A 25,285-nucleotide genomic window follows, 5' to 3' on the forward strand; every position below is an offset into this window, starting at 1 on the left:
TTATGATCAAAATAATGTTTGTTACATCACAATTTTTAAAACATAATTACATACATTATAAATACTCTAAATGTTTTGTACAAATATTGGAATATAATTTTTTAAGTTTTATTAATTTTTTAATAAATTTTGAAATATAAAGGTAAGTTTTATTAAAATAATTCTTACCTCTTCGTAATTATTACGAAAATAATCTTAATTTTTATTTATAGCTTGGTCCAGTAATACTTTCCAATCCTTTTTAACCTCTTGAGGAATCAACAAATAACCGACACTCAATGAAGCAAACCATATCGCTCCTAAATATAAACCGATACGGGTATTGGATTGTAACGTTAATGTTAAAATCGTTAAAATCACAAAAATAATACAAATCCAGCACGTAAAAATACCACCTGGCATTTTAAATAAAGATGCTTGATGACGCTCTGGATATTTTTTGCGATAACGAATATAAGATAATACAATCAAAGACCATGTAAATAAAGTAATAATTGTTGCTACAGATGCAACCAGTGTAAAGGTATCAATAATACTTTTATTTCCAATAGCTAATAAAACAACTGCTGATAGCAAACAAATACAAGAAAAAAGTAGTCCGTTCACAGGAACTGCTGATTTTGATAAATTTGTAAAGAAACGAGGTGCTTTATTTAAGGATGCTAACCCGTACAACATACGGCTACTTGAAAAAATACCACTATTTGTTGAAGACGCCGCTGAAGTCATAACAACGACATAAACAACTGCAGCTGCAGCTGGCAAACCTGCAAACAAAAATAAAACAATAAATGGGCTTTTATTGGGATCAATACTATGCCAAGGAATAACCGCCATAATCACCAAAACAGCCAACACATAAAACATAATAATTCGTAAGGGGATATTATTAATCGCTTTAGGTAAATTCTTAAAAGGATCCTTTGATTCTGCTGCAACTGTTCCTATTAACTCTACCCCAATAAAGGCAAAAGTCGCACTTTGAAATCCTGCTAAGAACCCTCTAAATCCATTTGGGAATAAATCTCCCCCATTTAATACATTGCTTAGAGAGGCAACTTCCCCTGTTGGTGCTTTAAAAGAGACTGCAATAAATGTACCGCCAACAATAATCAAAATACAAACAGCAACTACTTTAATAATTGCAAACCAAAATTCCATTTCACCAAATAACTTCACCGTGAGACTATTTAATGTATAAAATAAAAGAATACATACTAACGCTGGCACCCAAGATGGTAAATTAGGAAAAAACATATTCGTATATCCGGCAATCGCGACTAAATCCGCGATTCCAACAACAACCCAACATAACCAATAAGACCATCCCAACAGAAATCCTGCATAAGGGCCCAGTAGTTCACTGACAAAATCAACGAAAGATTTATAATTTAAATTAGAGAGTAAAAGTTCCCCTAACGCTCGCATAACCAAGAAAACGACAATACCAATCAACATATAAATAAAAACAATTGAAGGTCCTGCAAGTTGAATAGTACTCCCAGATCCTAAGAAAAGACCTGTTCCAATACACCCTCCAATTGCAATTAATTGTATATGACGATTGCTTAAATTCCGTTGCAAACTATCGTTTTGATCCTGATCCATATAAAAGCCTTTATCACCCTATTAATTATAGTCGTAACACCTAAATTATTAAATAAGAGCCATCTATGATATATAGACTCTTAAAGCGAATTTAGTTATGCCATTTCTTTTCCTTATAGAATAGTATTTTTATCTACATTAAAATAAAGTGTTTTTTATGGCGCCTTTACAGACCTCCACGCAATTGATTAAAGCAATTCTTGGCCCCACCAATACAGGAAAGACTCATTTAGCTCTTGAGCGAATGATGGCGCATACTTCTGGAACAATTGGTTTTCCTCTACGCCTACTTGCAAAAGAAAACTATGACAGAATGGTCTTGATTAAAGGAGAACAACACGTCGCGCTCATTACAGGTGAAGAAAAAATCATCCCTCCAAAAGCAAAATGGTTTTCTTGCACTGTGGAAGCTATGCCAACACATATTCCTGTTGATTTTGTCGCAATTGATGAAATTCAACTTTGTGCTGATCCAGATCGTGGCCATATTTTTACGGATAGATTACTGCATTGCAGAGGCAATATTGAAACAATGTTTCTGGGTGCAGATACAATTACTCCTATTTTAAAGCAACTCATTCCTAATATTGAGATTGATTCGCGCCCTCGCCTTTCTAACTTAACCTATACGGGTTTTGATAAGTTTACCAAACTGCCTCCACGCTCCGCAATTGTCGCTTTCTCTGCTAATGAAGTATATGCCATTGCTGAATTCATTAAAAGACGACATGGAGGCTGTGCCATCGTGATGGGAAGATTATCCCCTCGAACGCGCAATGCTCAAATGGAACTTTACCAAAATAAAGAAGTTGATTATTTAGTGGCTACCGATGCCATCGGCATGGGACTTAATATGAATGTCAACCACGTCGCATTTGCAAGCTTATCAAAATATGACGGACGCCAATTACGCAATCTATACCCTTCTGAAATTGCTCAAATTGCAGGACGTGCTGGCAGAGGAATGCAAGATGGAACGTTCGGCACCACAGCAAATTGCTCTAGTATGTCAGAGAAAAATGTCAATGCTGTTGAAAATCATCATTTTGATTCTTTAAAACAGCTCTTTTGGAGGAATCATACACCAGATTTCTCTAACCCATCCAAATTACTTGCATCCTTGAGTAAAGCGCCCCCCCTAAAAACATTAATTACCAGCCAGCATACTGCAGACCTACAAACCTTGATTTATCTTATCCAAGACCCAGAGGTAATGGCCGCATGTACTAATGTTCAAAACACACAATTATTGTGGGAAAATTGTCAGATTCCTGATTTTAAAAAATTAGGAAATGATAATCATGCCAGAATTTGTAAAAAAACTTTTTTATTCTTATTAAAACAAGGACATATCCCTGAAACATGGATGCACCAGCAAATAGAGCAATTAAATCATCCTCATGGAGATATTGATACCTTAATGCAAAGGCTCTCTGGTATTCGTATTTGCTCTTATCTCGCTGCCAAAAATCAATGGTTAGAAAATGCAATCTATTGGCAAGCACAAGCCAGAGAAGTCGAAGACAGTCTTTCTGATGCATTACATACCGCGTTAATGAGTCGTTTTGTCAACCAAAGAGCAACCTCTTTGCTACGCAACCTTAAGAATCAAGGAAAAGATAATTTACTGACCTCTATTACAACATCAGGAACGATTTTAATCGAAGGTCAGGCCATTGGTTCTTTCAAAGGTTTCACGATTGAGTTGCAAGAATCGATCCCTCAAGAAGATTATAAACTGGCCCTTCGCAGTATTCGAAAAAATATTCGCCTATTAATCCCTCAACAAATCCATAAATTTAAGCATGCTACAGAACAGGATTTTCAAATCGATCTAAAAACAGGCAATATTCTATGGGAAAACACCCCTATTGCTCGATTAAAAAAGGGATATGATTTATTACATCCTCAAATTACTCTATTGGATAATGAATTCCTTGATAATGAAATAAAAAATATTCTTCTTAAACGCTTACAAGAATATCTATCAACACAAGTAGAACATTTGTGTTCCAACCTACTCAAAGCGCATAATAATGATAAGCTTTCTCCTATATTACGGGGATTAATCCACCAAATTTATGAAAATGGTGGGATTTTATGGAGAAATCATCAAACACACTTACCCAAAACAAGCAAAAATACCTTATACAAATACGGAATCATTCAGGGTGAGTACGCATTTTATTTAAAAGACCTCTTTAAAGAGAAAAAAGTTAAATTCAGAGCTTTATTATATCATTTGTTCCATCATTCTATCCAAGCTGAAATGATCCCTTTACCTCATCTAATCCATATCAATACAAAAGATGATCATATCGATGATGATTTCTACCAATTTCTTGGATGGATAAAAGCAAGTAATCAATATATCCGTTTAGATGTTGCTGAAAAAATAAATAAAAACTTAAGAAATAAAATTAAAGAGCATCCAAGCACCTTTAAAAAACAAGATGTCACCCCTTTGCCTTATATATCAGAGACTATTCCTAATTTATTAAAAGCACTTGGATTTTTTACTCAGAAACCACAACACCCCTCGAAGAAAAGAATGGGCCCACCTGCTCCTTTACTTGTTGGAACAGCACCATTCCAAGTTGCTAAAAAACATAAAAGCAAATTACAAACAAAGAAAAAAGCACCTTCGATTTCTATTGCTGATTTACAAAAATTCTATAATAAAAACCGACATGATTGATTATGATAGCCATACGCAACGAATAGATCTCTGGATGTGGCATGCCAGAATCTATAAAACACGCAGTATCAGCACAAGATTTACGAAACTTGGATATATTCGGGTTAACTCTTGTTCGATTACAAAATCTGCACAGACCATTAAGGTTAATGATGTTTTAACCTTTCCTTGGAATGAGCAAATCAGAGTGATTAAAATCCTTAATTTAACCAAACAACGTATGGGCGCAAAAAATATCTCACTGATTTATCAAGAAATTCTTGAAAATTCAGAAGCAAAGTAATAAAGGTTATAAATATTTTCTTGTCATAGCTTTAAATAATTACTAAACCTCTATGACAGAGCATTCAAATAAACACTGAGTGCTACGGATTTCTTTATGACTAGGGTATAAATCCCTTTAACAGATATGAATCGGAGAAAGCAATGACCTATGTGGTTACGGAAAACTGCATCCGTTGCAAATATATGGATTGTGTCGAAGTTTGCCCCGTAGATTGTTTCTATGCTGGTGAAAACTTCCTTGTGATTAACCCAGAAGAATGTATTGACTGCGGCGTATGTGAGCCAGAGTGCCCTGCTGAAGCAATTTTCCCAGACAGTGATGACCGTTCAGCTGATTGGTTAGAAATCAATACCGAACTTTCTAAATCATGGCCAAATATGACAAGAAAAGGAACCTCTCCTGTAGATGCAGACGAGTGGAACGGTAAAGAAGACAAAAAAGCTATGCTTTCAAAAGAACCTCATAAAGACTAATTTTTCTTTATAAAGTTTATAAAAAAAGCCCTTAACTTCATAATAAAGTTAAGGGCTTTTTTTATGGTTGGCTTTCACTAAAAATATAATCAAAAGTAAAAACCAAATTATAGGGTGATGTAAACCACCCTATAATATTTAGTATTAAATCGTTGGTCTGGACATCATTAAATGTCCAACATTATACATAACGAATAACGTACCAAAACAGATCACCAAAGCAACAAATATAGAGAATAAGAAAGAAACTACTTCTGTACGTTGTTCTGGAGCAGCACTAACATGTAAGAAGAATGTGACTTGTACAAAAATTTGTAATACAGCCAACACTCCAAGTGCTATTATTGTTGCACTATATGATAAGGCATGTCCTAAAACAGACCAAAATGATGCAACCGTTAAGATAACAGATAGAATGAACCCAACAATATAAGAAACTATAGAGCCGTGTCCATGACCTTCTCCGTGAGAAGAAACAGCTTGATTTTCCATTATTGCACCATACTCAATAGATAAACAAAACTAAATACACAGATCCAGACGATATCCAAGAAATGCCAGAACAAGCTTAAACAAGTTAAGCGTGGCATCATCTTAGAACCAACCCCTTTGGTTGCAACTTGAACCATTAAAACAATCATCCAAATTAAACCTAAAGTCACATGCAAACCATGTGTACCAACAAGGGTAAAGAACGCAGACCAATGTGCACAAGATTCAGGTGTTGCACCTTTAGCAATTAAATGCGTAAATTCCTTAATTTCTAAACCAAGAAATCCTGCACCTAATACTGCAGCCACAACCATCCAAAGCAAAGTCCCGCCTTTGCTGCCTTTATGTGCAGACAACATAGCAAAACCAAAAGATAATGAACTTAACAACAATAAAGCGGTTTCATAAGCTACCGTTTTAAATTCAATATCTCCAGATTTAAGAAGCTCTGAAAATGTTGGTGCACCAAAGAATTGTCCATGTAAAACAGCATAACTGGCAAACAAACATCCAAAGAGAATACAGTCAGACATAAGGTATAGCCAAAAACCAAATGCTGAATGATTTTCATGTTCGTGTTCGTGATGACCACTATTTGCTGTACTTGTAATATTTTCACTCATTATTCAGCCACCTGTGTCATAATATTACGAGAATGTTCTTTCTCAATACGTTCGACTTCTGCAGCAGGAATGACAAATTCTTTATCTTCCTTAAAGCTATACCCTACAGCTGTTAATAAGATAATAACAGCAGCAACAACAACTAACCACCAGATATGCCAAACAGCACCAAAACCTAGAACCAAAGCTAACATACCAATCCAAAAACCTGCAGAGGTATTTTTTGGCATAATAATGTCTTGATATGGTTCAGATGTACGGCGAGTATCAATACCATGTTCTTTGTCATAAGCAAAAGCATCACGAGCCTGAACAACAGGAATATGAGCAAAGTTATAAACAGGAGCTGGTGAAGATGTTGACCATTCTAATGTACGACCATCCCATAGATCACCTGTAACGTCTTTGTGGCCAGGTTTGTCCATATTCCAAATACCAAGGAATAATTGTAACAACTGACATACAACACCGATAAGGATACAGAATGCACCAATACAAGCAATAATCAACCAAATATGCCAATCTGGATTGTCATAGTGATTCAAACGACGGATCATTCCATCGAAACCTGTAATATATAAAGGTACGAATGATAGGAAGAAACCGAAGAACCAGAACCAGAATGCCGCTTTACCAAGTCCTTGGCTCATTTTGAAACCAGTTACTTTTGGAGCCCAGAAATTCATACCAGCAATATAACCAAAATACACACCACCAATAATTGTGTTATGGAAGTGGGCAATCAAGAATTCACTGTTATGTAATACGAAGTCACTTGCTGGAATTGCTAGCATAACACCAGTCATACCACCAATAACAAACACAATCATAAAACCAATTGTCCAATACATAGGCGCCGTAAATTCAATACGACCTCTGTACATTGTGAATAACCAGTTAAAGATTTTAACACCAGTTGGAATCGCGATGATCATCGTCATAATACCAAAGAAGGCATTAACGTTTGCACCCGCACCCATAGTAAAGAAGTGGTGAACCCATACTAACAATGACAAAACAGTAATTGTTAAGGTTGCATAAACCATTGTGGCATAGCCAAAAAGTGGTTTTTTACAAAATACTGGAACCAATTCAGAGAAACAACCAAACGCAGGAATAACAAGAATGTAAACCTCAGGATGTCCCCATGCCCAAATCAGGTTCAAGTATAACATTACGTTACCACCACCATCATTGGTAAAGAAGTGCATGCCTAAATAACGATCAAGTGTTAGTTCTGCAATTGAAACAGTCAAAGCTGGGAAAGTTGTAAAAATCATAATACATGATGCAAACACTGTCCAAGTAAAGACAGGCATACGCATCCATGTCATGCCAGGAGCACGCATTTTACAAATTGTGGTCAAGAAGTTAACCGCGGTTAACACTGTACCAATACCAGAGATCTGAACTGCCCAAATATAGTAATCAACACCAACACCAGGACTAAATTGTAATTCAGATACTGGAGGATAAGCTAACCAACCTGCAGTTGAGAATTCACCAATAAACAAAGAAATGTTTACAAGAATTGCACCAGCTGTTGTTAACCAAAAACTTAAAGAGTTAAGGAATGGAAAAGCAACGTCACGTGCACCAATTTGTAAAGGCACAATCAAGTTGAACAAACCTTGCATAAACGCCATCGCCATGAAGAAAATCATGATAGTGCCGTGTGCTGTAAAGATTTGGTCATAATGGTGTGGTGGTAAGTAGCCAGGGCTGTCAAAAGCAATTGCTTGTTGTGTACGCATCATCAACGCATCACAGAACCCACGGAATAACATCACCAACGCAAGAACGATATACATGATACCGATACGTTTATGATCGACAGAGAAAAGCCAGTTTTTAAACAAAACTGTCCATTTGCCATAATATGTAATAGCAGCAAGAACTGCTAATCCAATAATAGCTACCCCGATAAATGTTCCCACCAAAATGGGTACATTATACGGAATATCTTTAAGAGTTAAAATTCCTAACATCTTTCCTATTCCCCTGAGTGCATATCATTAGATTGAGCAGGATCCATATTCATATTCCCATGGCCTTCTACAGTTGAATGTCCATGATTATATTGTGCAACAATCTCATCAAAGAAATGATGTCCAACAGTACCAAAATATTGTACTGGCTCAGGATTAACGTTTCCTTCGTGTTCTCTTGCATAATCCATTTGATTATCTCTTAAGTGCTTATAGACTTCGCCATCTTTGCTGTCTAATTGCTTTGAAGAAGCTTTCACTTTTTCAACCCACTCATCGAAACCTTTTTGATCTGTTGCAATAGCACGGAATTTCATATCTGAATATCCAGCACCACTATAGTTACTTGAAACGCCTCTAAAACCATCAGCTGGAGAAGGAGAAGTCGCCATCAAATGCAATTGTGTTTGCATACCTGCCATGACATACACTTGAGATCCCAATTGTGGAATCCAAAATGAATTCATCGTCGCATCAGATGTTAAACGGAATGCAATAGGCGTATTCACCGGAATTGCAATTTCATTTACTGTTGCAATTCCATATTCTGGATAAATGAATAACCACTTCCAGTTTAATGCAACAACTTGTATCTTTATAGGTTTTACATTTGGATTATCAGCAGGAGCAGCAATCGGTTTATATGGGTCCAACTCGTGAGAGGATATATATGTATGATATGCAAGGAATGCAATCAAACACATTGGAATACCCCAAACCAAAATTTCAATCGTTGTTGAAAAGTCCCATTTAGGCGCATATGTCGCATTCGTATTTGATTTACGATAGCGATACGCAACCCACAAAGTGGCGATAATAACTGGAATAACAATACACAGCATTGCCGCAGCACACATTAAGATTAAGTGCTTTTCACCTTGTCCAACGGTTCCCTTTGGATCCATTAAAACCATATTACATCCACCTAACATTAAGGTAGACGCTAAACCCACTACCGATAATGTAATTTTCGGTAATATTTTTTTCATTCTATGCCTCGTTGATTCTGACATTGCTCAACTCATCAGCTTGTTCATTTAACAGAACATCTTTCTTTTTTTTGAATTTTTATCAGAATAACAACAAGTATATCTTTGTTATTCCTCAAAAAACATAAACTCATAATAACACCATTATATGCACTTAAAAAAGACACAAATCTTTTAGTCACAATGATATTAATTTAGTGCCTTATTCCTACTATAAATAATTATATGTTACAACCAGCTTTCGCAAAACATCTAAAAACTCTATACATAACATGAATTTTATTAGGTATGACGAGCTATACTACGCCGCATTTTAAATTAAAACGATCCCCAAAAAGCCTAACATATGGATTTATATATAAGTTTAAAGTTCGCGTGATAATTACATCACAATTTATTACATAAAATAACATAACATTATATAAATACAAAAAGTGCACTAAAATATTAGTGCACTTCCGAAAATATAAACCTAATTTTCTTGTAAAAGAAAATAGTTGCTTAATTATTATTACCTGAACGAACGCCCATAAATTGTAATAAAAATTGGAACAGGTTAATAAAGTTCAAATATAGCGTTAATGCATCATAGACACTACGCTTTGCAGCCATTTCTGGACCTTCATATTGATAGAATGATTGATAAGATAATTTAATTCTTTGTGTATCTGTTGCTGCCAAGCCTGTAAAAACAACAACGCCAACCAAACTAATCAAAAAAGACATACCAGAGCTATGAACAAACATATTCACAACCATTGCAATAACCAAACCAAAAAGTCCCATCCCTAAAAATGAACCGATTCCAGTTAAGTCACGTTGCGTAGTATATCCCCACAAAGACATTCCTGCGAACATACTTGCAGCAACAACAAATGTTCTCGCAATAGATTCACCAGTATAGACAAAGAAAATGCTTGCCATACTAATTCCCATCGCAGCACAGAGTGCCCAAAACAATGTTTGTGCTGTTTGTGTAGACAAACGATTAATCCCAAAAGACATGACCAGAACAAATGCTAATGGAGATAACATTGCAATAAAACCAAGCATTGTAGGACTTACACGAGTTACACCATTCACAAAAACCAAATGGTAAAAAATATTTCCCAAAGAGGTATTTGCTACCAAATATGAAACTAGTGCTGTTAATAATAATCCAGAAGCCATCCAGTTATAAACACGAAGCATATAGCTACGTAAGCCAGCATCAAAAGCTACTTGCTCATTAACACTTGATGTATTGTTATATGAATCAGGACGAAATACCATGTAATCTTCTCATAAATATAGTTTTCATTAGCTAATAATATATCGCAATTACTACTTAAATATCAAGTATTCAAAAAAATATGTTGTTTTTATGTTTGATAGCGCTATAAATTTATTGTGATTTTTATTAAGGCAATGGAAAATAATGAGACTTTTTATAGGAATACCCCTTCCCGATCCAATCTCATCACATCTTAACACCTTACGAGGTAGCCTTCCCTCTATTCACTGGAATAATCCAGACACCTATCATCTAACGCTGTCTTTTATCGGAGAAGTAAAAAATTATGATTTTCTCAATGAACTAGAATTATCACTAGAAAAAATTAATACACCACGCTTCGACATGACTATAAGCGAAGTTGGTCACTTCACTTCTCCAACTTATGAAAGTATTTTTTGGGCCTCTATTTCCCCATCTAATTCCCTTATTCAGTTAAAGAAGAAAATTGATCATACGTTACATCAACTCGATATTTCACAAAAAAAACAGCGCTTTATCCCACACATCACTCTTGCCAAAGGGGTTGGACTTAATGAAGAGCAAATTTCAAATTGGATCTATAAATATAATCTTTTTAAAACGGAACCATTTACAGTCTGTGAGTTCTCTCTTTTCAGCTCTTATCCAACAAAAGACGAGCCACATTATATTATAGAATCTTCTTATCTTTTACGTTAACTAATCCCCCCAAAGCTTTGATATTTTTATTTTCTTTTGAATTACTTGATGTAAATAGTTCATATAATATAACTCCCCACAAACATAACGCCCATTTTTCAAATGCATATTTGCCAACCCTAAATCTTGGTAAACCGATAGATATTTTTCACTGACATTCCAAAAAGCAATAGAACGATTTTCTTGAGTTGCTAAATCTCTTAATCTCCAAATCGTATTAATAATCTCGCTTTCCTTACCTACAGGATCAGCCATTCCTATCAACATTCCTTCTCGCCTTAAAAAAGGTGCAACTGTCCCTTCTATTGAACAAATCAAAATACCATTAGGTTTTGTTTCTGCGATAGCCTCAATAGTTGAATTAGACAATACTTCGTAAAGTTTTTTCGTTTCGCCTGACCAGCTAGCAAATTTAATTTTAGCGGGCAACATCATTTTAAATAAAACGAGAATACCAACAATAGTCATGCAAACAATAACCCACTTTGTCTCAAAAGAAACCTTTCTGGATAATAAAATCTCTACAATTCCATGATTAGCTGTATGATGTGGACTGATCCAAACCATAACGTAAACAGTTACCATTAACACTAAAACCTCAATCCCTGTTTTTAACGACAAAGGCGAAGCACTAAAGTTGGCTTTTCGATAATAACAATATCTGAAAGGTGCAATAAAAAAGGCGGACAAAATCAAAATAATTGGAACGAATAGAGGTGCCCCTCTCATAAAAGTAATAGCAACTAAAGCAAATAATGTTATTAAACTTAATCGCCAAGCCATCGTAATTCTGCGGGCTAAAGCAACTGTTAATGTCAACAACAGCATTCCTAATAAAGAAATAATATAATCCCCGACAACCTCAATCACCGTAAAGAAAGAATTAAGCACAATCCATTTTGTAGGGTCAAGCACGGGCAATGCCAGAACCATTAATCCACAAATCGCTACTGCTGCAGCCGCAATATTGACTGAAAAAGCAGCATCACTTTCTCTAACTTTAGCTGTAGATGAAGGCATAGGGCGCAATTTAAAAATAAAAAGTTTTTTCGCATTATTTTGTAGTGCATTACCACCACGTAAAAACACCTCATGACCAGCAAACATAATACCTGCAAAAAATAAGGGAATCAGATAATAAAATAAGCGAAAAAGAATAGTAACACAAAAAATATTCGCCACTGGCATATAAGGTTGTAAAGCATATAACATACTTCCCTCAAATACGCCTGCCCCACCAGGAACACTAGAGACTAAACCCGCAGAATAAGAGGCAATATAAACCCCCAAAAAAGTCCAAAAATCAATCGGCTGATACCCAATAAGGTGAGAATGATCTGGAATAAAACAATAAGGGATTGCTGCCGTTGCGATCACTTCAGCTGTTGCGATTACAATTTGTGCCATTGCCATCATTGGCCTAGGAAAAGAAAAACGATATTTCCAGAGTTTAAGCTCGTTACAATAAAAAGAAATCACCACATAAGCGGCAACGAACAATAAACATAAACTTCCCAACATGACAAAAACATATTCAGGAAGCTCATGACCAATCAAAGGCAGATCAGAGCCTTTAAAAATAAATAATGCCCCGACTATAACTGCGGCACCTAAAAAATAAGTAATCGAGCAAAAAGCGATAACTTGAACAATTTCAATCGCTTGAAGCCCCCAACTGCCATATAATCGAAACCGAACAATGGCACCAGAGACTGCTGAAAACCCGATATTATGCGATAAAACATAAGAGCAAAATGCTGCAAATGCTGTTTTCAAAAAGGACAACCGATGCCCGACTTGAAGCACTGCTAATTTGTCATAAAAAGATAAAATCAGAAATGATAAAAACGTACATCCCGCTGCAGCATATAAAGCAACATTCGGAATTTGTGTTAAAGAAAATTTAATTTCTTTAAGACTGAGGTGTTTAAACTCTTTTTGTACGACATAGATAGCAGCCACAAAAATTACAATACCGAAAATACGAGAGAAAAATTTAAAATAAGTCTTCCAACTTTTATCTTTAAATTGACTTCTCTTTACTTTTGACGTTGTCTCTTCTAAACAAGGATCTTTGGGCTGCATATCTCTACTATATCGTTATTAAAACAAATTGCTTTTAGTGAATGACCAGATTACTCTCTGGTCAACGCTGTTTCGATCAACTCGATGGTTTCTGAAACACCGTAAACAGCAATAAACATCCCAAAACGAGGCCCTTCTTTTTGCCCTAACAAGACTTCGTATAAACATCCAAACCATGCTCTTAATGGCTCAAATTCGAATTCTTTACCCACGGCAAAAACCATATTTTGCAATTCATCTGCGGTTACAGATTGACCTTGAACTGCACGCAACTTATCAGCCAACGATGTCAAAGCCTGTTTTTCTTTGTCATCTGGCCTACGATAATCTTTATTTGGTTTAATAAAATCAGCATAATAGGCCAATGCACAATCCACTAATTTAGACAACATTGGATGAGTTTCTGCGGAAACTGTATCATCATAACGCTTTAAAAAGCCCCATAAGATTTCAGCACGCTCTGCATTCGCCACAGACGCAAGATTTAATAACATTGCAAAGGTAATCGGACTTCCTGCTTTTTCAGGTAATTGCCCTTGATGAATAAACCAAGCAGGATTGTTATAGATTTTTTCTTTTTCTGCATCGTCTAAACGATCTTTATTTTTTTCTAGCTCAGCCCAATCAGAAACATGCTTTAAATATTCATCGGTTGCTTTTGGAATAACATCAAAAAATAGTCTTTTTGCACGTTTAGGCGCATTAAACATATATAACGCCAAACTTTCCTCTGGTGCATACTGCAACCATTCTTCAATAGATAACCCATTACCCTTAGATTTTGAGATTTTTTGTCCTTGATCATCTAAGAACAATTCATAAGTCAGATTGATTGGAGGCTCTCCGCCTAAGATTTTACAAATTCGACTGGATAACTTCACGCTATCAATCAAATCTTTCCCAGACATTTCATAGTCAACACCCAATGCATACCAACGCATTGCCCAATCTGCTTTCCATTGTAATTTAGCATGACCGCCTGTTACCAATGTTTCAAATGCTTTGCCATTTTCATCACGCCATACAACTGTCCCTGCAACAGGATCAATTTTTTCCATTGGCACTTGCATGACAATGCCTGTTTCAGGATGAATAGGCAGTACAGGAGAATAAGTTGCACGTCGCTCTTCTCTTAATGTTTTGCCAACCACAGCAACAATTTCATCATGAACTTCTAAAACGCGCTTTAACGCAGCATCAAATCGTCCTGATGTATAATAATCAGTTGCTGATGCGAATTCATATTCAAAATTAAAATGATCCAAGAAAGAGCAAAGTTGTGCGTTATTATGTGCACCAAAAGAATCATGTGTTCCAAAAGGATCAGGAATACGAGACAACTGCTTACCCAAATGTTGTGCCAGCATTTCTTTGTTCGGAACATTATCAGGAACTTTGCGTAACCCATCCATATCGTCTGAAAACGCCAAGATTTTAATCGGTTGTCCAGTTAATGCTTGATACGCCTGACGCACCCAAGAGGTTCTTGCAACTTCACCAAAAGTACCAATATGAGGCAGACCAGATGGGCCATATCCTGTTTCCAGCAAGGCAGGCTTATCTGACTTCTCTTTCTTACTCTTTATACGATCAGCAAGCTTAACTGCTTCCTCAAAAGGCCAAGATTTTGGTATCGACGTAAAAGAAGAAAAATCATTTTTAGACATCATTTTACAGACATTCCAAAGATGCCTGCCCTCTGTAATAAATTAAATTAACAACAAAACACTCTGTTCAATTGAACAGAGCAAAAAAGTAGAATATCATCAAATATTCTTAAACTGTTAGTGAAAAAATGTTTTTAGACAATTATTCGACACTTACCATCCATCAACATCAATACTCTCTCCTGACTTCTGAAGGGGAAATCCTTGATTTATCAATCTCTCAAGCCATTGAAAAAGTTGGTAAAGAGTCTGCTGTTTTTGTCATTCATGCACCCATTACGTATCGAAAATTACAGTCACCTAAAAACATCAATCCCCATGATTGGTTCGATATCCTCGAATTTGCTGCTTTTATCTATCCCACAAAATCTTTTGGATTTACCCCTCAAGCGATCGCGCGTGCATTAGATATCCCTTGCCCAGAACCTGTCAGTGCTGATTTTCTACTGACAATTATTGACCATTTGGTTCAGCAATTAAAAGACAAACAACTTCACTTTCCTTCTGAAGCATTACAAGCTCAAGCAGCGGCATTATTTTATGCACAATGGAAATGGGCTCCATTAGTATTAGACGTTCTAAACGTCACCATCCCTATTCCACCTAAAAACTTACAACCCAATGATAGTTTAAAAATATGGCGTAGATTACCTAAATGGCAAGAAGAGCCTGCTCGTCCACCACCAAGACAACTGCCTTTACAACGCAAAGACACATTACAACGTTTATCAGAACTCTTAGGGCCAAATGCAGAAACCAGAGTAGGACAAATCGACTTTGCTGATATTTCCCGTGCAGCCTTTGAGCCACGCAATCATCCTGATTGTCCTAACGTTGTTTTAGCAGAAGCTGGAACTGGCACAGGTAAGACACTGGGATATATGGCTCCCGCCACTTTGTGGGCTGACCAAAATGAAGGCACCGTATGGATTAATACCTATACAAAGCACTTACAACGACAAATCGAAGACGAGTTTACAAGGCTTTATCCAGATCCAGAAATCAGAAAAGAACATGTCGTTGTCAGAAAAGGTCGAGAAAATTACTTATGCTTACTTAATTTAGAAGAGCATCTCAATACACTTTCTCAACACCAACATAGAAATAAAATAGCATTAATTTTATTATGCCGTTGGGCTGAAGAAACCAATGATGGGGACTTATTTGGCGGAGACCTTCCTAGCTGGTTTAACGATCTATTTAGCGAACGACTACTTTATCAACTTGCAGAACGTAGAGGCGAATGTATTCACGGAGCCTGCCCCCATTATCAATGTTGTTTTGTCGAGAACTCTATCCATCAAGCACAAAATGCAGATATCGTCATTGCCAATCATGCCCTCGTCATGCAACAGATTTCTTGGTACATGAATAATAACCTCAATGATCAATCTAGCTTTCCCACGCGCTTTATTTTTGACGAAGCACATCATTTACTCGACGCCACAGACAGCGCATATTCCGTCGCATTCTCTTTGTTAGAAACAAGTGAGCTAAGACGCTGGCTATTGGGCAATGAAGGTAACAAAACACGCTCAAAAGGGCTTAAAAAACGTATTCATGACGTTATTGTCGGCGATGCTAAACTAGAGAAATTACTAGAAAGCATTTTACAAGCAACACATGCATTGCCTGTTTTAAACTGGTCTTCTCATTTTTCTACAGAGCCAGACAATAATTTTGTTCCGGATAGCAACCAAACGGAATATTTCTTTTATTTAGTCTACACACAAATACTTGCACGCTCACAAAAGAATATCTCCCCTATTCCTGTTCCAGAATATTATGATCAAAATGAGTGTGATTTATTTCCAATTCTACCAGAGTTACAACAACAAGCATCAATCCTTTCTGAATGTTTTTTACAACTCTTAACACCTTTATTACAGTTTATTCAAACTCTAGAGCATAAACTTAAAACAGATATTGATACACTAGATAAATATTCAAAAGATCGCATTGAAACAACGATTAGCTCTTTGCAAAGACGTGCTGTAAATCCGTTAAGCGTATGGGTTGATCTATTAAACCTCTTGGATCAACCTAAACAAGATCGACAAGAGCCTCAAACCCATGTAACCTTCTTAAAAATTGAAAAGTCAGGCACTCGGATTTTAGATATTGGAATTTTTCATCATTGGCTAGACCCAACACTTCCCTTTATGAAAAGTATCGCCAATTATGCACACGGTATTATCTTAACTTCTGCCACCCTCAGAGACGATAGTCAACATGACACCGAAGCAACATGGCAAGCTGCTGAAAAACGTGTTGGCACACCACATCTTCCACTCGCACCTATTCGTGCCTCTTTAGTCTGTCCATTTGATTATTCAAAACAAGCTCGTATTTATATTATCAATGATATCAATACACCATCGATCAATAATCTTGCGCATGCTTATTTAAATCTATTCCAAGCCTCTAAAGGCGGGGCATTGGGACTGTTTACGGCTATTCAACGGTTAAGAGCTGTGCATCAAAGAATTATTCATCCTTTGGAAGAACAAAACATTTCTTTGTTTGCGCAACATGTTGATCCAATAAATAATAACAGCCTCATTGAACTCTTTAAATCCGAACAACATTCTTGCTTGCTTGGAACGGACGCAATGCGAGATGGCATTAATATTCCAGGAGATGCACTAAGATTGGTTGTCTTTGAGAAAATGCCTTGGCCAAGACCAGATATTCTACATCGTGAAAGACGAAGATATTTTTATCCTGAAAGCCCAAACTTCTATGACGAACAATTGGTTAGATTACGATTAAGACAAGCTTTTGGTCGTTTAATTCGTAGCCAAACAGATAGAGGGATTTTTGTTATTTTAGATCGGAGAACTCCAACAAAAATGCTATCTGCATTCCCACCTGATGCTCCAATTGTAAGAATATCTCTACAAGATGCGATTACATCTATTACAGAGTTCTACAAAGATATTTCATAGTCCATAAAAACACAAAGCCGGTTCTCTTTCAAGAACCGGTTCGCTTACGGTAACGAGCTCACTCTAATACCAGTAATCAATGCTTTAAAGCTTACAAAGGCTTTAAGTTTGCTGCAGCAGCTTTACCGCGCTCTGTCACGATTTCGTAACTTACACGTTGATTTTCTTTCAAATCACGTAAACCAGCTGCCTGAACTGCAGTGATATGAACGAACACGTCTTTACCACCTTCTTCAGGTACAATAAAACCAAATCCTTTTGTAGGATTAAACCATTTCACGGTTCCAGTTTGCATTAACCGCGGATCCTTTATCAATTAGATAACCAAGCCTTTGAAATGGAGACCTGGTATAGAGTTAAAATATCAAAACGAAGCGAACCTCGTTAAACTTAATAGAAAGTATTAAAACTTTCTGATACCATTTGGCACATAAAATGCATAAACTGTCAAATAAAATATTAGAAAAAAAGGTAAAAAACAAAAATGTCACACAATATTCATCTAATTGAAAAAATAATTTTTCTATATATTCAAAATGATTGTAAGTAAAATAATCATTTAATTACAAATAAATATTACTTATTAAATATAAAAAATACTAATATATATTTAAATTGAGCCCTTCATAACATTAAAGAAATAAAAAATAATTAATAATTATAACAATACAAAAATCAAAATGAATATTATTAAATACAAAGCTATTTTTATCGGAATATTATCTGCACTCTTTTTTGCCGTTACCTTTATTATTAATAAATTAATGGCCAACGAAGGGGGCAGTTGGATCTGGTCATCTTCATTAAGATTTTATTGGATGCTTCCATTTTTTCTCGTTATCGTGATTATGAGAAAAAATTTATTCCCTGTATTGTTATCGATTCACCAACGACCCATTCAATGGATCCTATGGAGCACCATTGGTTTTGGAGTCTTTTATGCCCCCCTAACTTACTCTGCAAGTTTTAGCCCCTCATGGCTTGTTGCAAGTAGTTGGCAGTTTACAATTATAGCAGGAATTTTAGTTTCTCCCTTTATTTACAAAGGGATACATATTTCAATCTCGTCTTTTTTATTTTCTGGATTAATTTTCCTAGGTATTCTGACCATGCAAATTGGCCAGATTAATCATATTCAATTCAAAGACCTCCTCACAGGTAGCTTTTGGATCGTTATCGCTGCCTTTGCCTACCCTCTGGGAAACAGAAAAATGATCTTAATGCTACAAGGCAGCCTAGATGTATACCAAAGAATCTTAGGGATGATTATTTGTAGCTTACCTTTTTGGCTCATTTTAAACGTGTATGGAATAACAATTGAACATTCGATACCCAACGATACACAAATTTACCAAACCTTTATTGTCGCCTTATTTTCTGGCGTTATCGCGACTACTTTATTCTTTTACGCGGCTGAGTTAGTGCATCATGATTTAAAAACTCTTGCCAGCGTCGAAGCAACACAATCAGGAGAAGTTTTATTTACTCTGCTAGGAGAAATTATTCTCTTTCATATCGCGCTTCCTGATACACTTTCAATGATTGGGATTGGATTAGTGCTTATTGGAATGATTTTACATAGCACTCATTCCAAATAATTATTTATTTAGCAGGCAGGCCCCATTGGTTTGCTTGCTTTTTCGTATCCGTACAAGCCCATACGAAAAACAAAATATAAATCGGAAAGCATACAAAAAGTTTACCAAAAGGAACAAAAGAAAAAATATAAGTTAAAATAATCAATAAAGACCACCAACCAGATCGTCCAATATCATGCAAACGACGTACTGTTACAGCAAAGCTTGGTATTAGGAAGATAAACCCACATATTATAGAACACATCCAACAAGCTAAAAAAGCTCCTAAAGCTGATATACCAAACATCTGATATATATCAGATGCTCCAAAATCATAATAATAAACATAATTAAAAAATAAATCTTTATTATTGTCTACGATAAGGTAAGCAATAAAACTGATTATAATTGATGGAATAAGTTCAATCAAAAATGTCATTAACGAAAAATACCAAAACTCACTTCGTCTAGCTCTTCCCGAAAAATTAGCATAATTTCTCATACATTTTTTAAACCATGCAATCATTCCATATTTTACTTCTATTTCTAATTGCTTTCTATAAGCATCATTAATTGCTGCTGCTTCTACTTTTAAAGCCCCTCCATAACTAGAGATTTTATAAATCTTTAATACATTACCAGATAAATCAGCTTCAAAATCAACAATATCCCCCTTTTTAGGGGCTGCGTTTTCTTTCCACTCTCTTCCTATAAATGTATAACGTTTTCCATCATCTCCAGAAATATAACCTGTATTTTCCTGTATAGAAAAATCTAAAATATTACCTCTCATAACACCCCCCTTTAATAAAAAATTATTTTGATCCATTAATTATATAAACAAGGGAAGTATTGCCAATTTAAAGCAAATAAAAAACCGCCACTTCTTACAAAGTAGCGGTTTCAAATTCTAAGAGGCGTCCCTCTTTTTATTTTTTAAGCAAATAAGCGTATCAGCGTTGGACTAGAAGCCCATTCCGCCCATACCACCCATTCCGCCCATGCCATCCATACCAGCACCAGCTGCATCAGATTTCTTTTCTGGACGTTCAGCAACCATAGCTTCGGTTGTGATTAATAGACCAGCAACAGATGCTGCATCTTGTAATGCTGTACGAACAACTTTAGTTGGATCGATAATACCAGCTTGAACTAGATCTTTATATGCACCTTCTTGAGCATCGAAACCGAAGCTGTATGTAGTGTTTTCAAGAACTTTACCAGCAATCACTGCACCGTCTTCACCAGCATTTTCAGAGATTTGACGTAAAGGAGCTTGCAATGCGCGACGAACGATTTCAACACCAACGCGTTGATCATCATTTGTATGAGATGCAATTTCAGCAAGTTTCACAGATGCACGAGCTAATGCTGTACCACCACCAGGAACGATACCTTCTTCAACAGCAGCACGAGTTGCATGTAAAGCATCGTCAACGCGATCGCGACGTTCTTTAACTTCAACTTCAGTAGAACCACCAACGCGAATAACAGCAACACCGCCAGCTAATTTAGCCAAACGTTCTTGTAATTTTTCACGGTCATAGTCTGAAGTTGTATCTTCAACTTGCGCACGGATTTGGTTACAACGACCTTTAATTTGTTCAACATCGCCAGCACCTTCAACAATGGTGGTGTTTTCTTTGTCGATATGAACTTTTTTAGCATTACCAAGCATTTTCAAAGTAACGCTTTCTAATTTAATGCCAAGGTCTTCGCTAACCACTTGTCCGCCTGTAAGAATAGCAATATCTTCCAACATTGCTTTACGACGATCACCAAAACCAGGAGCTTTAACAGCAGCGATTTTCAAACCACCACGTAATTTGTTAACAACTAATGTTGCTAATGCTTCACCATCGATATCTTCAGCAATGATCAATAATGGACGACCACTTTGAACAACGCTTTCCAACAATGGTAACATTGGTTGTAAAGAAGATAATTTCTTTTCGTGGATAAGGATTAAAGGATTATCCAAATCTGCTGTCATTTTTTCTGAGTTGGTTACAAAGTATGGAGAGATATATCCACGGTCAAATTGCATACCTTCTACAACGTCTAATTCTGTTTGTAGACCTTTTGCTTCTTCAACAGTGATAACACCTTCTTTACCAACTTTTTCCATAGCTTTGCTGATCATTTCACCGATTTCAGCTTCACCATTTGCAGAAATTGTTCCAACTTGAGCAATTTCAGCTTGTGTAGAAATCTTTTTGGTTTTTGATTGTAGTTCTTCAACCACAACAGCAACAGCTTTATCAATACCGCGTTTTAAATCCATTGGATTCATACCAGCAGCAACTGATTTTAAACCTTCACGCACAATTGCTTGAGCCAAAACAGTTGCTGTGGTTGTACCATCACCAGCAATGTCATTGGTTTTAGAAGCAACTTCACGCACCATTTGTGCGCCCATATTTTCGAACTTATCTGCAAGTTCGATTTCTTTTGCAACAGATACACCGTCTTTTGTAATACGAGGTGCACCAAAACTCTTATCTAATACAACGTTACGTCCTTTTGGACCTAAGGTTACTTTTACTGCATCAGCAAGGATATCAACACCACGTAACATACGTTGACGGGCATCAGCACCAAATCTTACGTCTTTGGCAGCCATAATTTATTTCTCCAAATATAAAGTGTAAGTCAAAAATAAAGCTAATTTAAATAAAAAGAAATTGTGGTATTAACCAACAATTCCCATAATATCGCTTTCTTTCATGATCAGAAGTTCTTCGCCATTTACTTTTACTTCAGTACCTGACCATTTGCCGAATAGGACTTTATCGCCTGCTTTAACATCTAAAGCAACAACTTGACCTTGCTCATTACGAGCACCAGGTCCTACGGCAACGACTTCACCTTCTTGAGGTTTTTCTTTTGCTGTTTCTGGAATAATGATACCACCAGCAGTTTTTTCTTCACCATTTAAACGGCGAACGACCACACGGTCGTGTAGAGGACGAAAATTCGTCATTTGGATCGCTCCATCATTTCTATATAATGCCCTTCTCAAAAGCAGCATTATGGGTTTTAACTACGCGCGTTTTGCCGCGTCACTCCAAGATATATCAATAAAATATATTGATATTTCACTCTCTAATTTATGTACTGCGTGATGGAATGTCAAGAAGATTAAACGTTATTTCAATCAACAAATTTCGATAAAAAACTTCATTTAAAACAAAGAATGGATTAGCTTAACAATAATGTTATTCACATTCCCAATGAAATTAACGAAAGTTTTTACTTTAATGAAAAAAGATATTCAGCTAATCGCTTCTGACGACCATCAATTTAATGCTTATGAACACATACCAGAAAATGCACATGCTGGCTTGGTTGTCTTACAAGAGATTTTTGGCGTCAACGACCATATTCGCTATACAAGCGATCAATTTGCAAACGCTGGTTATCATGTTATCTCGCCTGCTTTATTTGATCGTACTCAAAAAAATGTACAACTAGGCTATACTCATCAAGATGCCTTAGAAGGTGTTGAATTACGCTCTCGTATAGCACCAGAAGAAACATTACTCGATATTATTGCCTCTGCTAAACATTTACCTTACCAAAAAATTGGCATTGTTGGTTATTGCTGGGGTGGTAGCTTAAGTTGGAGAGCTGCCACAGAGACAAAGCTTTTCTCTGCGGCAAGCTGTTGGTATGGGGCTGCAATCCCTTCTCTTTTACAACATCCACATCATTGTCCTGTTCAAATGCATTTTGGCGAAAAGGATCATAGCATTCCTTTGGATGCTATCGAAAAAGTCCGCCAAGCTTATAAAGATGTTGATATTTATGTTTATGAAAATGCTGATCATGGATTTGGCTGCCAAGCACGGGATAGCTTTCATAAAGAAGCATATGAGCTTGCACAAAAACGCACACTAGATTTTTTTGCAAAAAATTTATAAATCATTATATATAGACTAAATAGTGCTATTAATTTTTTGTAGCACTATTCCCCATCCATCATTCAAAGAACAAAGATACCAATGTCTTCTTCAACTAATGATAAAAAAACACATTTACTACAAACTGGGCAAAAAATCTTTGCTGCCAATGGGTTTACCAATGTTGGACTGACAGAGCTATTAAAGAAAGCTGGTATTCCAAAGGGATCTTTTTATTATTATTTTAGTTCCAAGGAAGAATATGGAGTTGAAGTTATTCGGTATTATATGAATAACTATACCGCTCAAATCGCCCTATTATTTAGCGAACCTAATCTGTCTGGAAAAGAACGGTTATTATCCTATTGGGGTAAATGGAATGATACTCAATGCCTCAATGATTATGAAGGGGAATGTTTAGTCGTTAAACTTTGTTCTGAAGTTACTGATTTATCCGAAGCGATGCGTCATGAATTTTGCGTTGGCACTACAAAAATTTTATCTCTGATGACTGATGTTATTCAAGATGGCCAAAAAGATGAATCTATTCCTGCTCATCTTGATCCTGTCTTAACTGCTCAAGAACTTTATCAGCAATGGTTAGGCGCCAGCTTGCTTACGAAAATACAAAGAACAGACTGCCCTTTTAAAACGGCACTTCACTGCACAATGGCGTTGTTAAACATATAAAAAATATTTTTTTATAAAGTTACTAGACGACTGGTCTATTTTTTGTTAGACTAACATCAATTGATTGAAAAAACAAAGGAAATCATCATGCCTACTTTATTTGACCCCATTCAACTGGGCGCCATTCACGCATCGAACCGTATCGTCATGGCGCCGATGACCCGTGGACGTGCAACACGCGATTTTATTCCAACCTCACTGATGGTGGAGTATTATCGTCAACGTGCCTGTGCCGGATTAATTATCTCTGAAGGCACTGGGATTTCACGCGAAGGATTGGGATGGCCTTATGCACCTGGGATTTGGAACAAAGAACAAGTAGAAGCATGGAAACCCGTTAATCAAGCCGTGCATGCAGAAGGTGGAAAAATTATTTGTCAATTATGGCATATGGGCAGAACAGTACATCCTTCTTTTCATCCAGAGCCGATTTCTGCCTCTGATACAACTGCGCCAAGATGGGCTCATACCTATAACGGAAAACAACCTTATGCTCCAGCAAGAGCCCTTCCCATCCAAGAAATCCCAAGATTATTAAAGGATTATGCTCAAGCAGCAAAAAATGCGATGGATGCAGGATTTGATGGCGTGCAAATACATGCTGCGAATGGGTATTTGATTGACGAATTCCTCAGAGATAATTGTAATTTTAGAACCGATGAATATGGTGGCTCTATTGAAAATAGAATTCGTTTATTAGTTGAAGTCACTCAAGCTGTAAATAAAGCCATCGGTGCAGACAGAACCTCTGTCAGACTATCACCAAATGAACTGATCCAAGGGGTGCATGATAGTAACCCAGAAGCTCTATTCGTTGCTGCCGCGCAAGCTCTAAGTAAAGAAAAAATCAACTTCCTTGAAGTTCGTGAACCTAGACCTGGTGAAAACAACTTCATCATGGCCGATTTAACCGATGATGATTTACACGCCCCTATTGCCCCTGCGATGAGAAAGAATTTTAAAGGTCATTTCATCATTAATGGTTCTTATAATGGTCAATCTGCACAACAAGTAATGAAAAATAACGAAGCCGATGCTGTTGCTTTTGGCCGTCCTTATATTTCTAACCCTGATCTTGTTGCTAAAATTAAAAACAATATTCCATTCACTCCAGATGACGCAAATACTTGGTTTACTCAGGGAGAAGAAGGATATAGCAATTATTAAAATTTAATCTTTAAAAGGTTTTAAACTTTTTTGACTTCGATTAATTCTTTTTTGAGATGATTATTCTAAACTATAAATAATCATCTCTTTGTTTATATATCATTCCCGACGATACTAACGATAACCAATGATACACTT

21 protein-coding genes are annotated in these 25,285 nt (G+C 36.3%); 9 read left to right on the forward strand and 12 right to left on the reverse strand.

The window, feature by feature from the left end; all coding sequences use genetic code 11:
• Window positions 1-195: 195 nt before the first annotated feature.
• On the reverse strand, window positions 196-1,608 hold the full coding sequence (locus CIN_RS05570; RefSeq protein ID WP_008854082.1) for an amino acid permease: 1,413 nt from the start codon (window positions 1,606-1,608) through the stop codon (window positions 196-198).
• Between the two features lie 157 nt (window positions 1,609-1,765).
• Here CIN_RS05570 and CIN_RS05575 point away from each other — a divergent pair, with 157 nt between their 5' ends.
• The 3 genes from CIN_RS05575 to fdxA all read left to right on the forward strand — a co-directional run bounded on the left by CIN_RS05575 (window position 1,766) and on the right by fdxA (window position 5,065).
• A complete protein-coding gene (locus CIN_RS05575; protein WP_008854083.1) occupies window positions 1,766-4,306 on the forward strand; it encodes a helicase-related protein in 2,541 nt (846 codons plus the stop codon).
• The gene (locus CIN_RS05580) at window positions 4,299-4,589 is read left to right on the forward strand and encodes an RNA-binding S4 domain-containing protein (protein ID WP_139016955.1); all 291 of its coding nucleotides are present in this window, start codon (window positions 4,299-4,301) and stop codon (window positions 4,587-4,589) included. Before CIN_RS05575 ends, CIN_RS05580 begins: the two co-directional genes overlap by 8 nt.
• Before the next feature lie 143 nt (window positions 4,590-4,732).
• Window positions 4,733-5,065, forward strand: a complete 333-nt coding sequence (gene fdxA, locus CIN_RS05585; RefSeq protein ID WP_040364012.1) for a ferredoxin FdxA — start codon at window positions 4,733-4,735, stop codon at window positions 5,063-5,065.
• A gap of 144 nt (window positions 5,066-5,209) precedes the next feature.
• On the opposite strand, the gene cyoD is transcribed toward fdxA, so the two are convergent.
• The 5 genes from cyoD to CIN_RS05610 all read right to left on the reverse strand — a co-directional run bounded on the left by cyoD (window position 5,210) and on the right by CIN_RS05610 (window position 10,429).
• A complete protein-coding gene (cyoD, locus tag CIN_RS05590) occupies window positions 5,210-5,557 on the reverse strand; it encodes a cytochrome o ubiquinol oxidase subunit IV (protein ID WP_008854086.1) in 348 nt (115 codons plus the stop codon).
• A complete protein-coding gene (cyoC, locus tag CIN_RS05595) occupies window positions 5,557-6,180 on the reverse strand; it encodes a cytochrome o ubiquinol oxidase subunit III (protein WP_040364013.1) in 624 nt (207 codons plus the stop codon). Before cyoC ends, cyoD begins: the two co-directional genes overlap by 1 nt.
• Window positions 6,180-8,168, reverse strand: coding sequence for a cytochrome o ubiquinol oxidase subunit I (cyoB, locus tag CIN_RS05600; protein ID WP_040364014.1), 1,989 nt, complete (start codon window positions 8,166-8,168; stop codon window positions 6,180-6,182). Before cyoB ends, cyoC begins: the two co-directional genes overlap by 1 nt.
• A 5-nt stretch (window positions 8,169-8,173) precedes the next feature.
• Window positions 8,174-9,157 (reverse strand): ubiquinol oxidase subunit II, encoded by a 984-nt coding sequence (cyoA, locus tag CIN_RS05605; protein ID WP_040364015.1) that lies wholly within the window; start codon window positions 9,155-9,157, stop codon window positions 8,174-8,176.
• 501 nt (window positions 9,158-9,658) lie between these two features.
• Window positions 9,659-10,429 carry a Bax inhibitor-1/YccA family protein gene (locus CIN_RS05610; RefSeq protein WP_008854090.1) on the reverse strand — a complete coding sequence of 257 codons (771 nt, stop codon included), beginning with the start codon at window positions 10,427-10,429 and terminating at the stop codon, window positions 9,659-9,661.
• A gap of 145 nt (window positions 10,430-10,574) precedes the next feature.
• Between CIN_RS05610 and thpR the strand changes: the two genes are divergently transcribed.
• Window positions 10,575-11,111 carry an RNA 2',3'-cyclic phosphodiesterase gene (thpR, locus tag CIN_RS05615; RefSeq protein WP_008854091.1) on the forward strand — a complete coding sequence of 179 codons (537 nt, stop codon included), beginning with the start codon at window positions 10,575-10,577 and terminating at the stop codon, window positions 11,109-11,111.
• Here thpR and CIN_RS05620 read toward each other — a convergent pair whose 3' ends face one another.
• Window positions 11,112-13,196, reverse strand: coding sequence for a lysylphosphatidylglycerol synthase domain-containing protein (locus CIN_RS05620; RefSeq protein WP_008854092.1), 2,085 nt, complete (start codon window positions 13,194-13,196; stop codon window positions 11,112-11,114).
• 50 nt (window positions 13,197-13,246) lie between these two features.
• Window positions 13,247-14,863 (reverse strand): lysine--tRNA ligase, encoded by a 1,617-nt coding sequence (locus CIN_RS05625; protein ID WP_008854093.1) that lies wholly within the window; start codon window positions 14,861-14,863, stop codon window positions 13,247-13,249.
• A gap of 128 nt (window positions 14,864-14,991) precedes the next feature.
• Between CIN_RS05625 and CIN_RS05630 the strand changes: the two genes are divergently transcribed.
• The gene (locus tag CIN_RS05630) at window positions 14,992-17,811 is read left to right on the forward strand and encodes an ATP-dependent DNA helicase (RefSeq protein WP_008854094.1); all 2,820 of its coding nucleotides are present in this window, start codon (window positions 14,992-14,994) and stop codon (window positions 17,809-17,811) included.
• 91 nt (window positions 17,812-17,902) lie between these two features.
• Here CIN_RS05630 and CIN_RS05635 read toward each other — a convergent pair whose 3' ends face one another.
• Window positions 17,903-18,106 (reverse strand): cold-shock protein, encoded by a 204-nt coding sequence (locus tag CIN_RS05635; protein WP_008854095.1) that lies wholly within the window; start codon window positions 18,104-18,106, stop codon window positions 17,903-17,905.
• 385 nt (window positions 18,107-18,491) lie between these two features.
• Between CIN_RS05635 and CIN_RS05640 the strand changes: the two genes are divergently transcribed.
• Entirely contained in the window at window positions 18,492-19,409 is a 918-nt protein-coding gene (locus CIN_RS05640; protein ID WP_008854096.1) for a DMT family transporter, read from the forward strand.
• A 4-nt stretch (window positions 19,410-19,413) separates the two neighbouring features.
• On the opposite strand, the gene CIN_RS11400 is transcribed toward CIN_RS05640, so the two are convergent.
• The 3 genes from CIN_RS11400 to groES form a co-directional block, all read right to left on the reverse strand.
• Window positions 19,414-20,181, reverse strand: coding sequence for a DUF805 domain-containing protein (locus CIN_RS11400; RefSeq protein ID WP_050798363.1), 768 nt, complete (start codon window positions 20,179-20,181; stop codon window positions 19,414-19,416).
• A 171-nt stretch (window positions 20,182-20,352) separates the two neighbouring features.
• Window positions 20,353-22,011, reverse strand: coding sequence for a chaperonin GroEL (gene groL, locus CIN_RS05650; RefSeq protein ID WP_008854098.1), 1,659 nt, complete (start codon window positions 22,009-22,011; stop codon window positions 20,353-20,355).
• 69 nt (window positions 22,012-22,080) lie between these two features.
• Window positions 22,081-22,371, reverse strand: a complete 291-nt coding sequence (groES, locus tag CIN_RS05655; RefSeq protein WP_040364016.1) for a co-chaperone GroES — start codon at window positions 22,369-22,371, stop codon at window positions 22,081-22,083.
• A gap of 277 nt (window positions 22,372-22,648) precedes the next feature.
• Between groES and CIN_RS05660 the strand changes: the two genes are divergently transcribed.
• The 3 genes from CIN_RS05660 (at window position 22,649) to CIN_RS05670 (ending at window position 25,147) form a co-directional block, all read left to right on the forward strand.
• Complete coding sequence (locus CIN_RS05660; protein ID WP_040364107.1) at window positions 22,649-23,311, forward strand: dienelactone hydrolase family protein; 663 nt, start codon at window positions 22,649-22,651, stop codon at window positions 23,309-23,311.
• Between the two features lie 81 nt (window positions 23,312-23,392).
• Window positions 23,393-23,980, forward strand: a complete 588-nt coding sequence (locus CIN_RS05665; RefSeq protein WP_008854101.1) for a TetR/AcrR family transcriptional regulator — start codon at window positions 23,393-23,395, stop codon at window positions 23,978-23,980.
• Between the two features lie 87 nt (window positions 23,981-24,067).
• Window positions 24,068-25,147 carry an alkene reductase gene (locus CIN_RS05670; protein ID WP_040364017.1) on the forward strand — a complete coding sequence of 360 codons (1,080 nt, stop codon included), beginning with the start codon at window positions 24,068-24,070 and terminating at the stop codon, window positions 25,145-25,147.
• Window positions 25,148-25,285: the final 138 nt, after the last annotated feature.

Source organism: Commensalibacter intestini A911 (assembly GCF_000231445.1).
GTDB classification, from domain to species: Bacteria; Pseudomonadota; Alphaproteobacteria; order Acetobacterales; family Acetobacteraceae; genus Commensalibacter; species Commensalibacter intestini.

Excerpts from the sequence above, each read along its gene's own strand:
- CIN_RS05570 (WP_008854082.1), bottom strand. The coding sequence starts at position 1,608 with ATGGATCAGGATCAAAACGATAGTTTGCAACGGAATTTAAGCAATCGT.
- CIN_RS05575 (WP_008854083.1), top strand. The coding sequence starts at position 1,766 with ATGGCGCCTTTACAGACCTCCACGCAATTGATTAAAGCAATTCTTGGC.
- CIN_RS05580 (WP_139016955.1), top strand. The coding sequence starts at position 4,299 with ATGATTGATTATGATAGCCATACGCAACGAATAGATCTCTGGATGTGG.
- fdxA (WP_040364012.1), top strand. The coding sequence starts at position 4,733 with ATGACCTATGTGGTTACGGAAAACTGCATCCGTTGCAAATATATGGAT.
- cyoD (WP_008854086.1), bottom strand. The coding sequence starts at position 5,557 with ATGGAAAATCAAGCTGTTTCTTCTCACGGAGAAGGTCATGGACACGGC.
- cyoC (WP_040364013.1), bottom strand. The coding sequence starts at position 6,180 with ATGAGTGAAAATATTACAAGTACAGCAAATAGTGGTCATCACGAACAC.
- cyoB (WP_040364014.1), bottom strand. The coding sequence starts at position 8,168 with ATGTTAGGAATTTTAACTCTTAAAGATATTCCGTATAATGTACCCATT.
- cyoA (WP_040364015.1), bottom strand. The coding sequence starts at position 9,157 with ATGAAAAAAATATTACCGAAAATTACATTATCGGTAGTGGGTTTAGCG.
- CIN_RS05610 (WP_008854090.1), bottom strand. The coding sequence starts at position 10,429 with ATGGTATTTCGTCCTGATTCATATAACAATACATCAAGTGTTAATGAG.
- thpR (WP_008854091.1), top strand. The coding sequence starts at position 10,575 with ATGAGACTTTTTATAGGAATACCCCTTCCCGATCCAATCTCATCACAT.
- CIN_RS05620 (WP_008854092.1), bottom strand. The coding sequence starts at position 13,196 with ATGCAGCCCAAAGATCCTTGTTTAGAAGAGACAACGTCAAAAGTAAAG.
- CIN_RS05625 (WP_008854093.1), bottom strand. The coding sequence starts at position 14,863 with ATGTCTAAAAATGATTTTTCTTCTTTTACGTCGATACCAAAATCTTGG.
- CIN_RS05630 (WP_008854094.1), top strand. The coding sequence starts at position 14,992 with ATGTTTTTAGACAATTATTCGACACTTACCATCCATCAACATCAATAC.
- CIN_RS05635 (WP_008854095.1), bottom strand. The coding sequence starts at position 18,106 with ATGCAAACTGGAACCGTGAAATGGTTTAATCCTACAAAAGGATTTGGT.
- CIN_RS05640 (WP_008854096.1), top strand. The coding sequence starts at position 18,492 with ATGAATATTATTAAATACAAAGCTATTTTTATCGGAATATTATCTGCA.
- CIN_RS11400 (WP_050798363.1), bottom strand. The coding sequence starts at position 20,181 with ATGAGAGGTAATATTTTAGATTTTTCTATACAGGAAAATACAGGTTAT.
- groL (WP_008854098.1), bottom strand. The coding sequence starts at position 22,011 with ATGGCTGCCAAAGACGTAAGATTTGGTGCTGATGCCCGTCAACGTATG.
- groES (WP_040364016.1), bottom strand. The coding sequence starts at position 22,371 with ATGACGAATTTTCGTCCTCTACACGACCGTGTGGTCGTTCGCCGTTTA.
- CIN_RS05660 (WP_040364107.1), top strand. The coding sequence starts at position 22,649 with ATGAAAAAAGATATTCAGCTAATCGCTTCTGACGACCATCAATTTAAT.
- CIN_RS05665 (WP_008854101.1), top strand. The coding sequence starts at position 23,393 with ATGTCTTCTTCAACTAATGATAAAAAAACACATTTACTACAAACTGGG.
- CIN_RS05670 (WP_040364017.1), top strand. The coding sequence starts at position 24,068 with ATGCCTACTTTATTTGACCCCATTCAACTGGGCGCCATTCACGCATCG.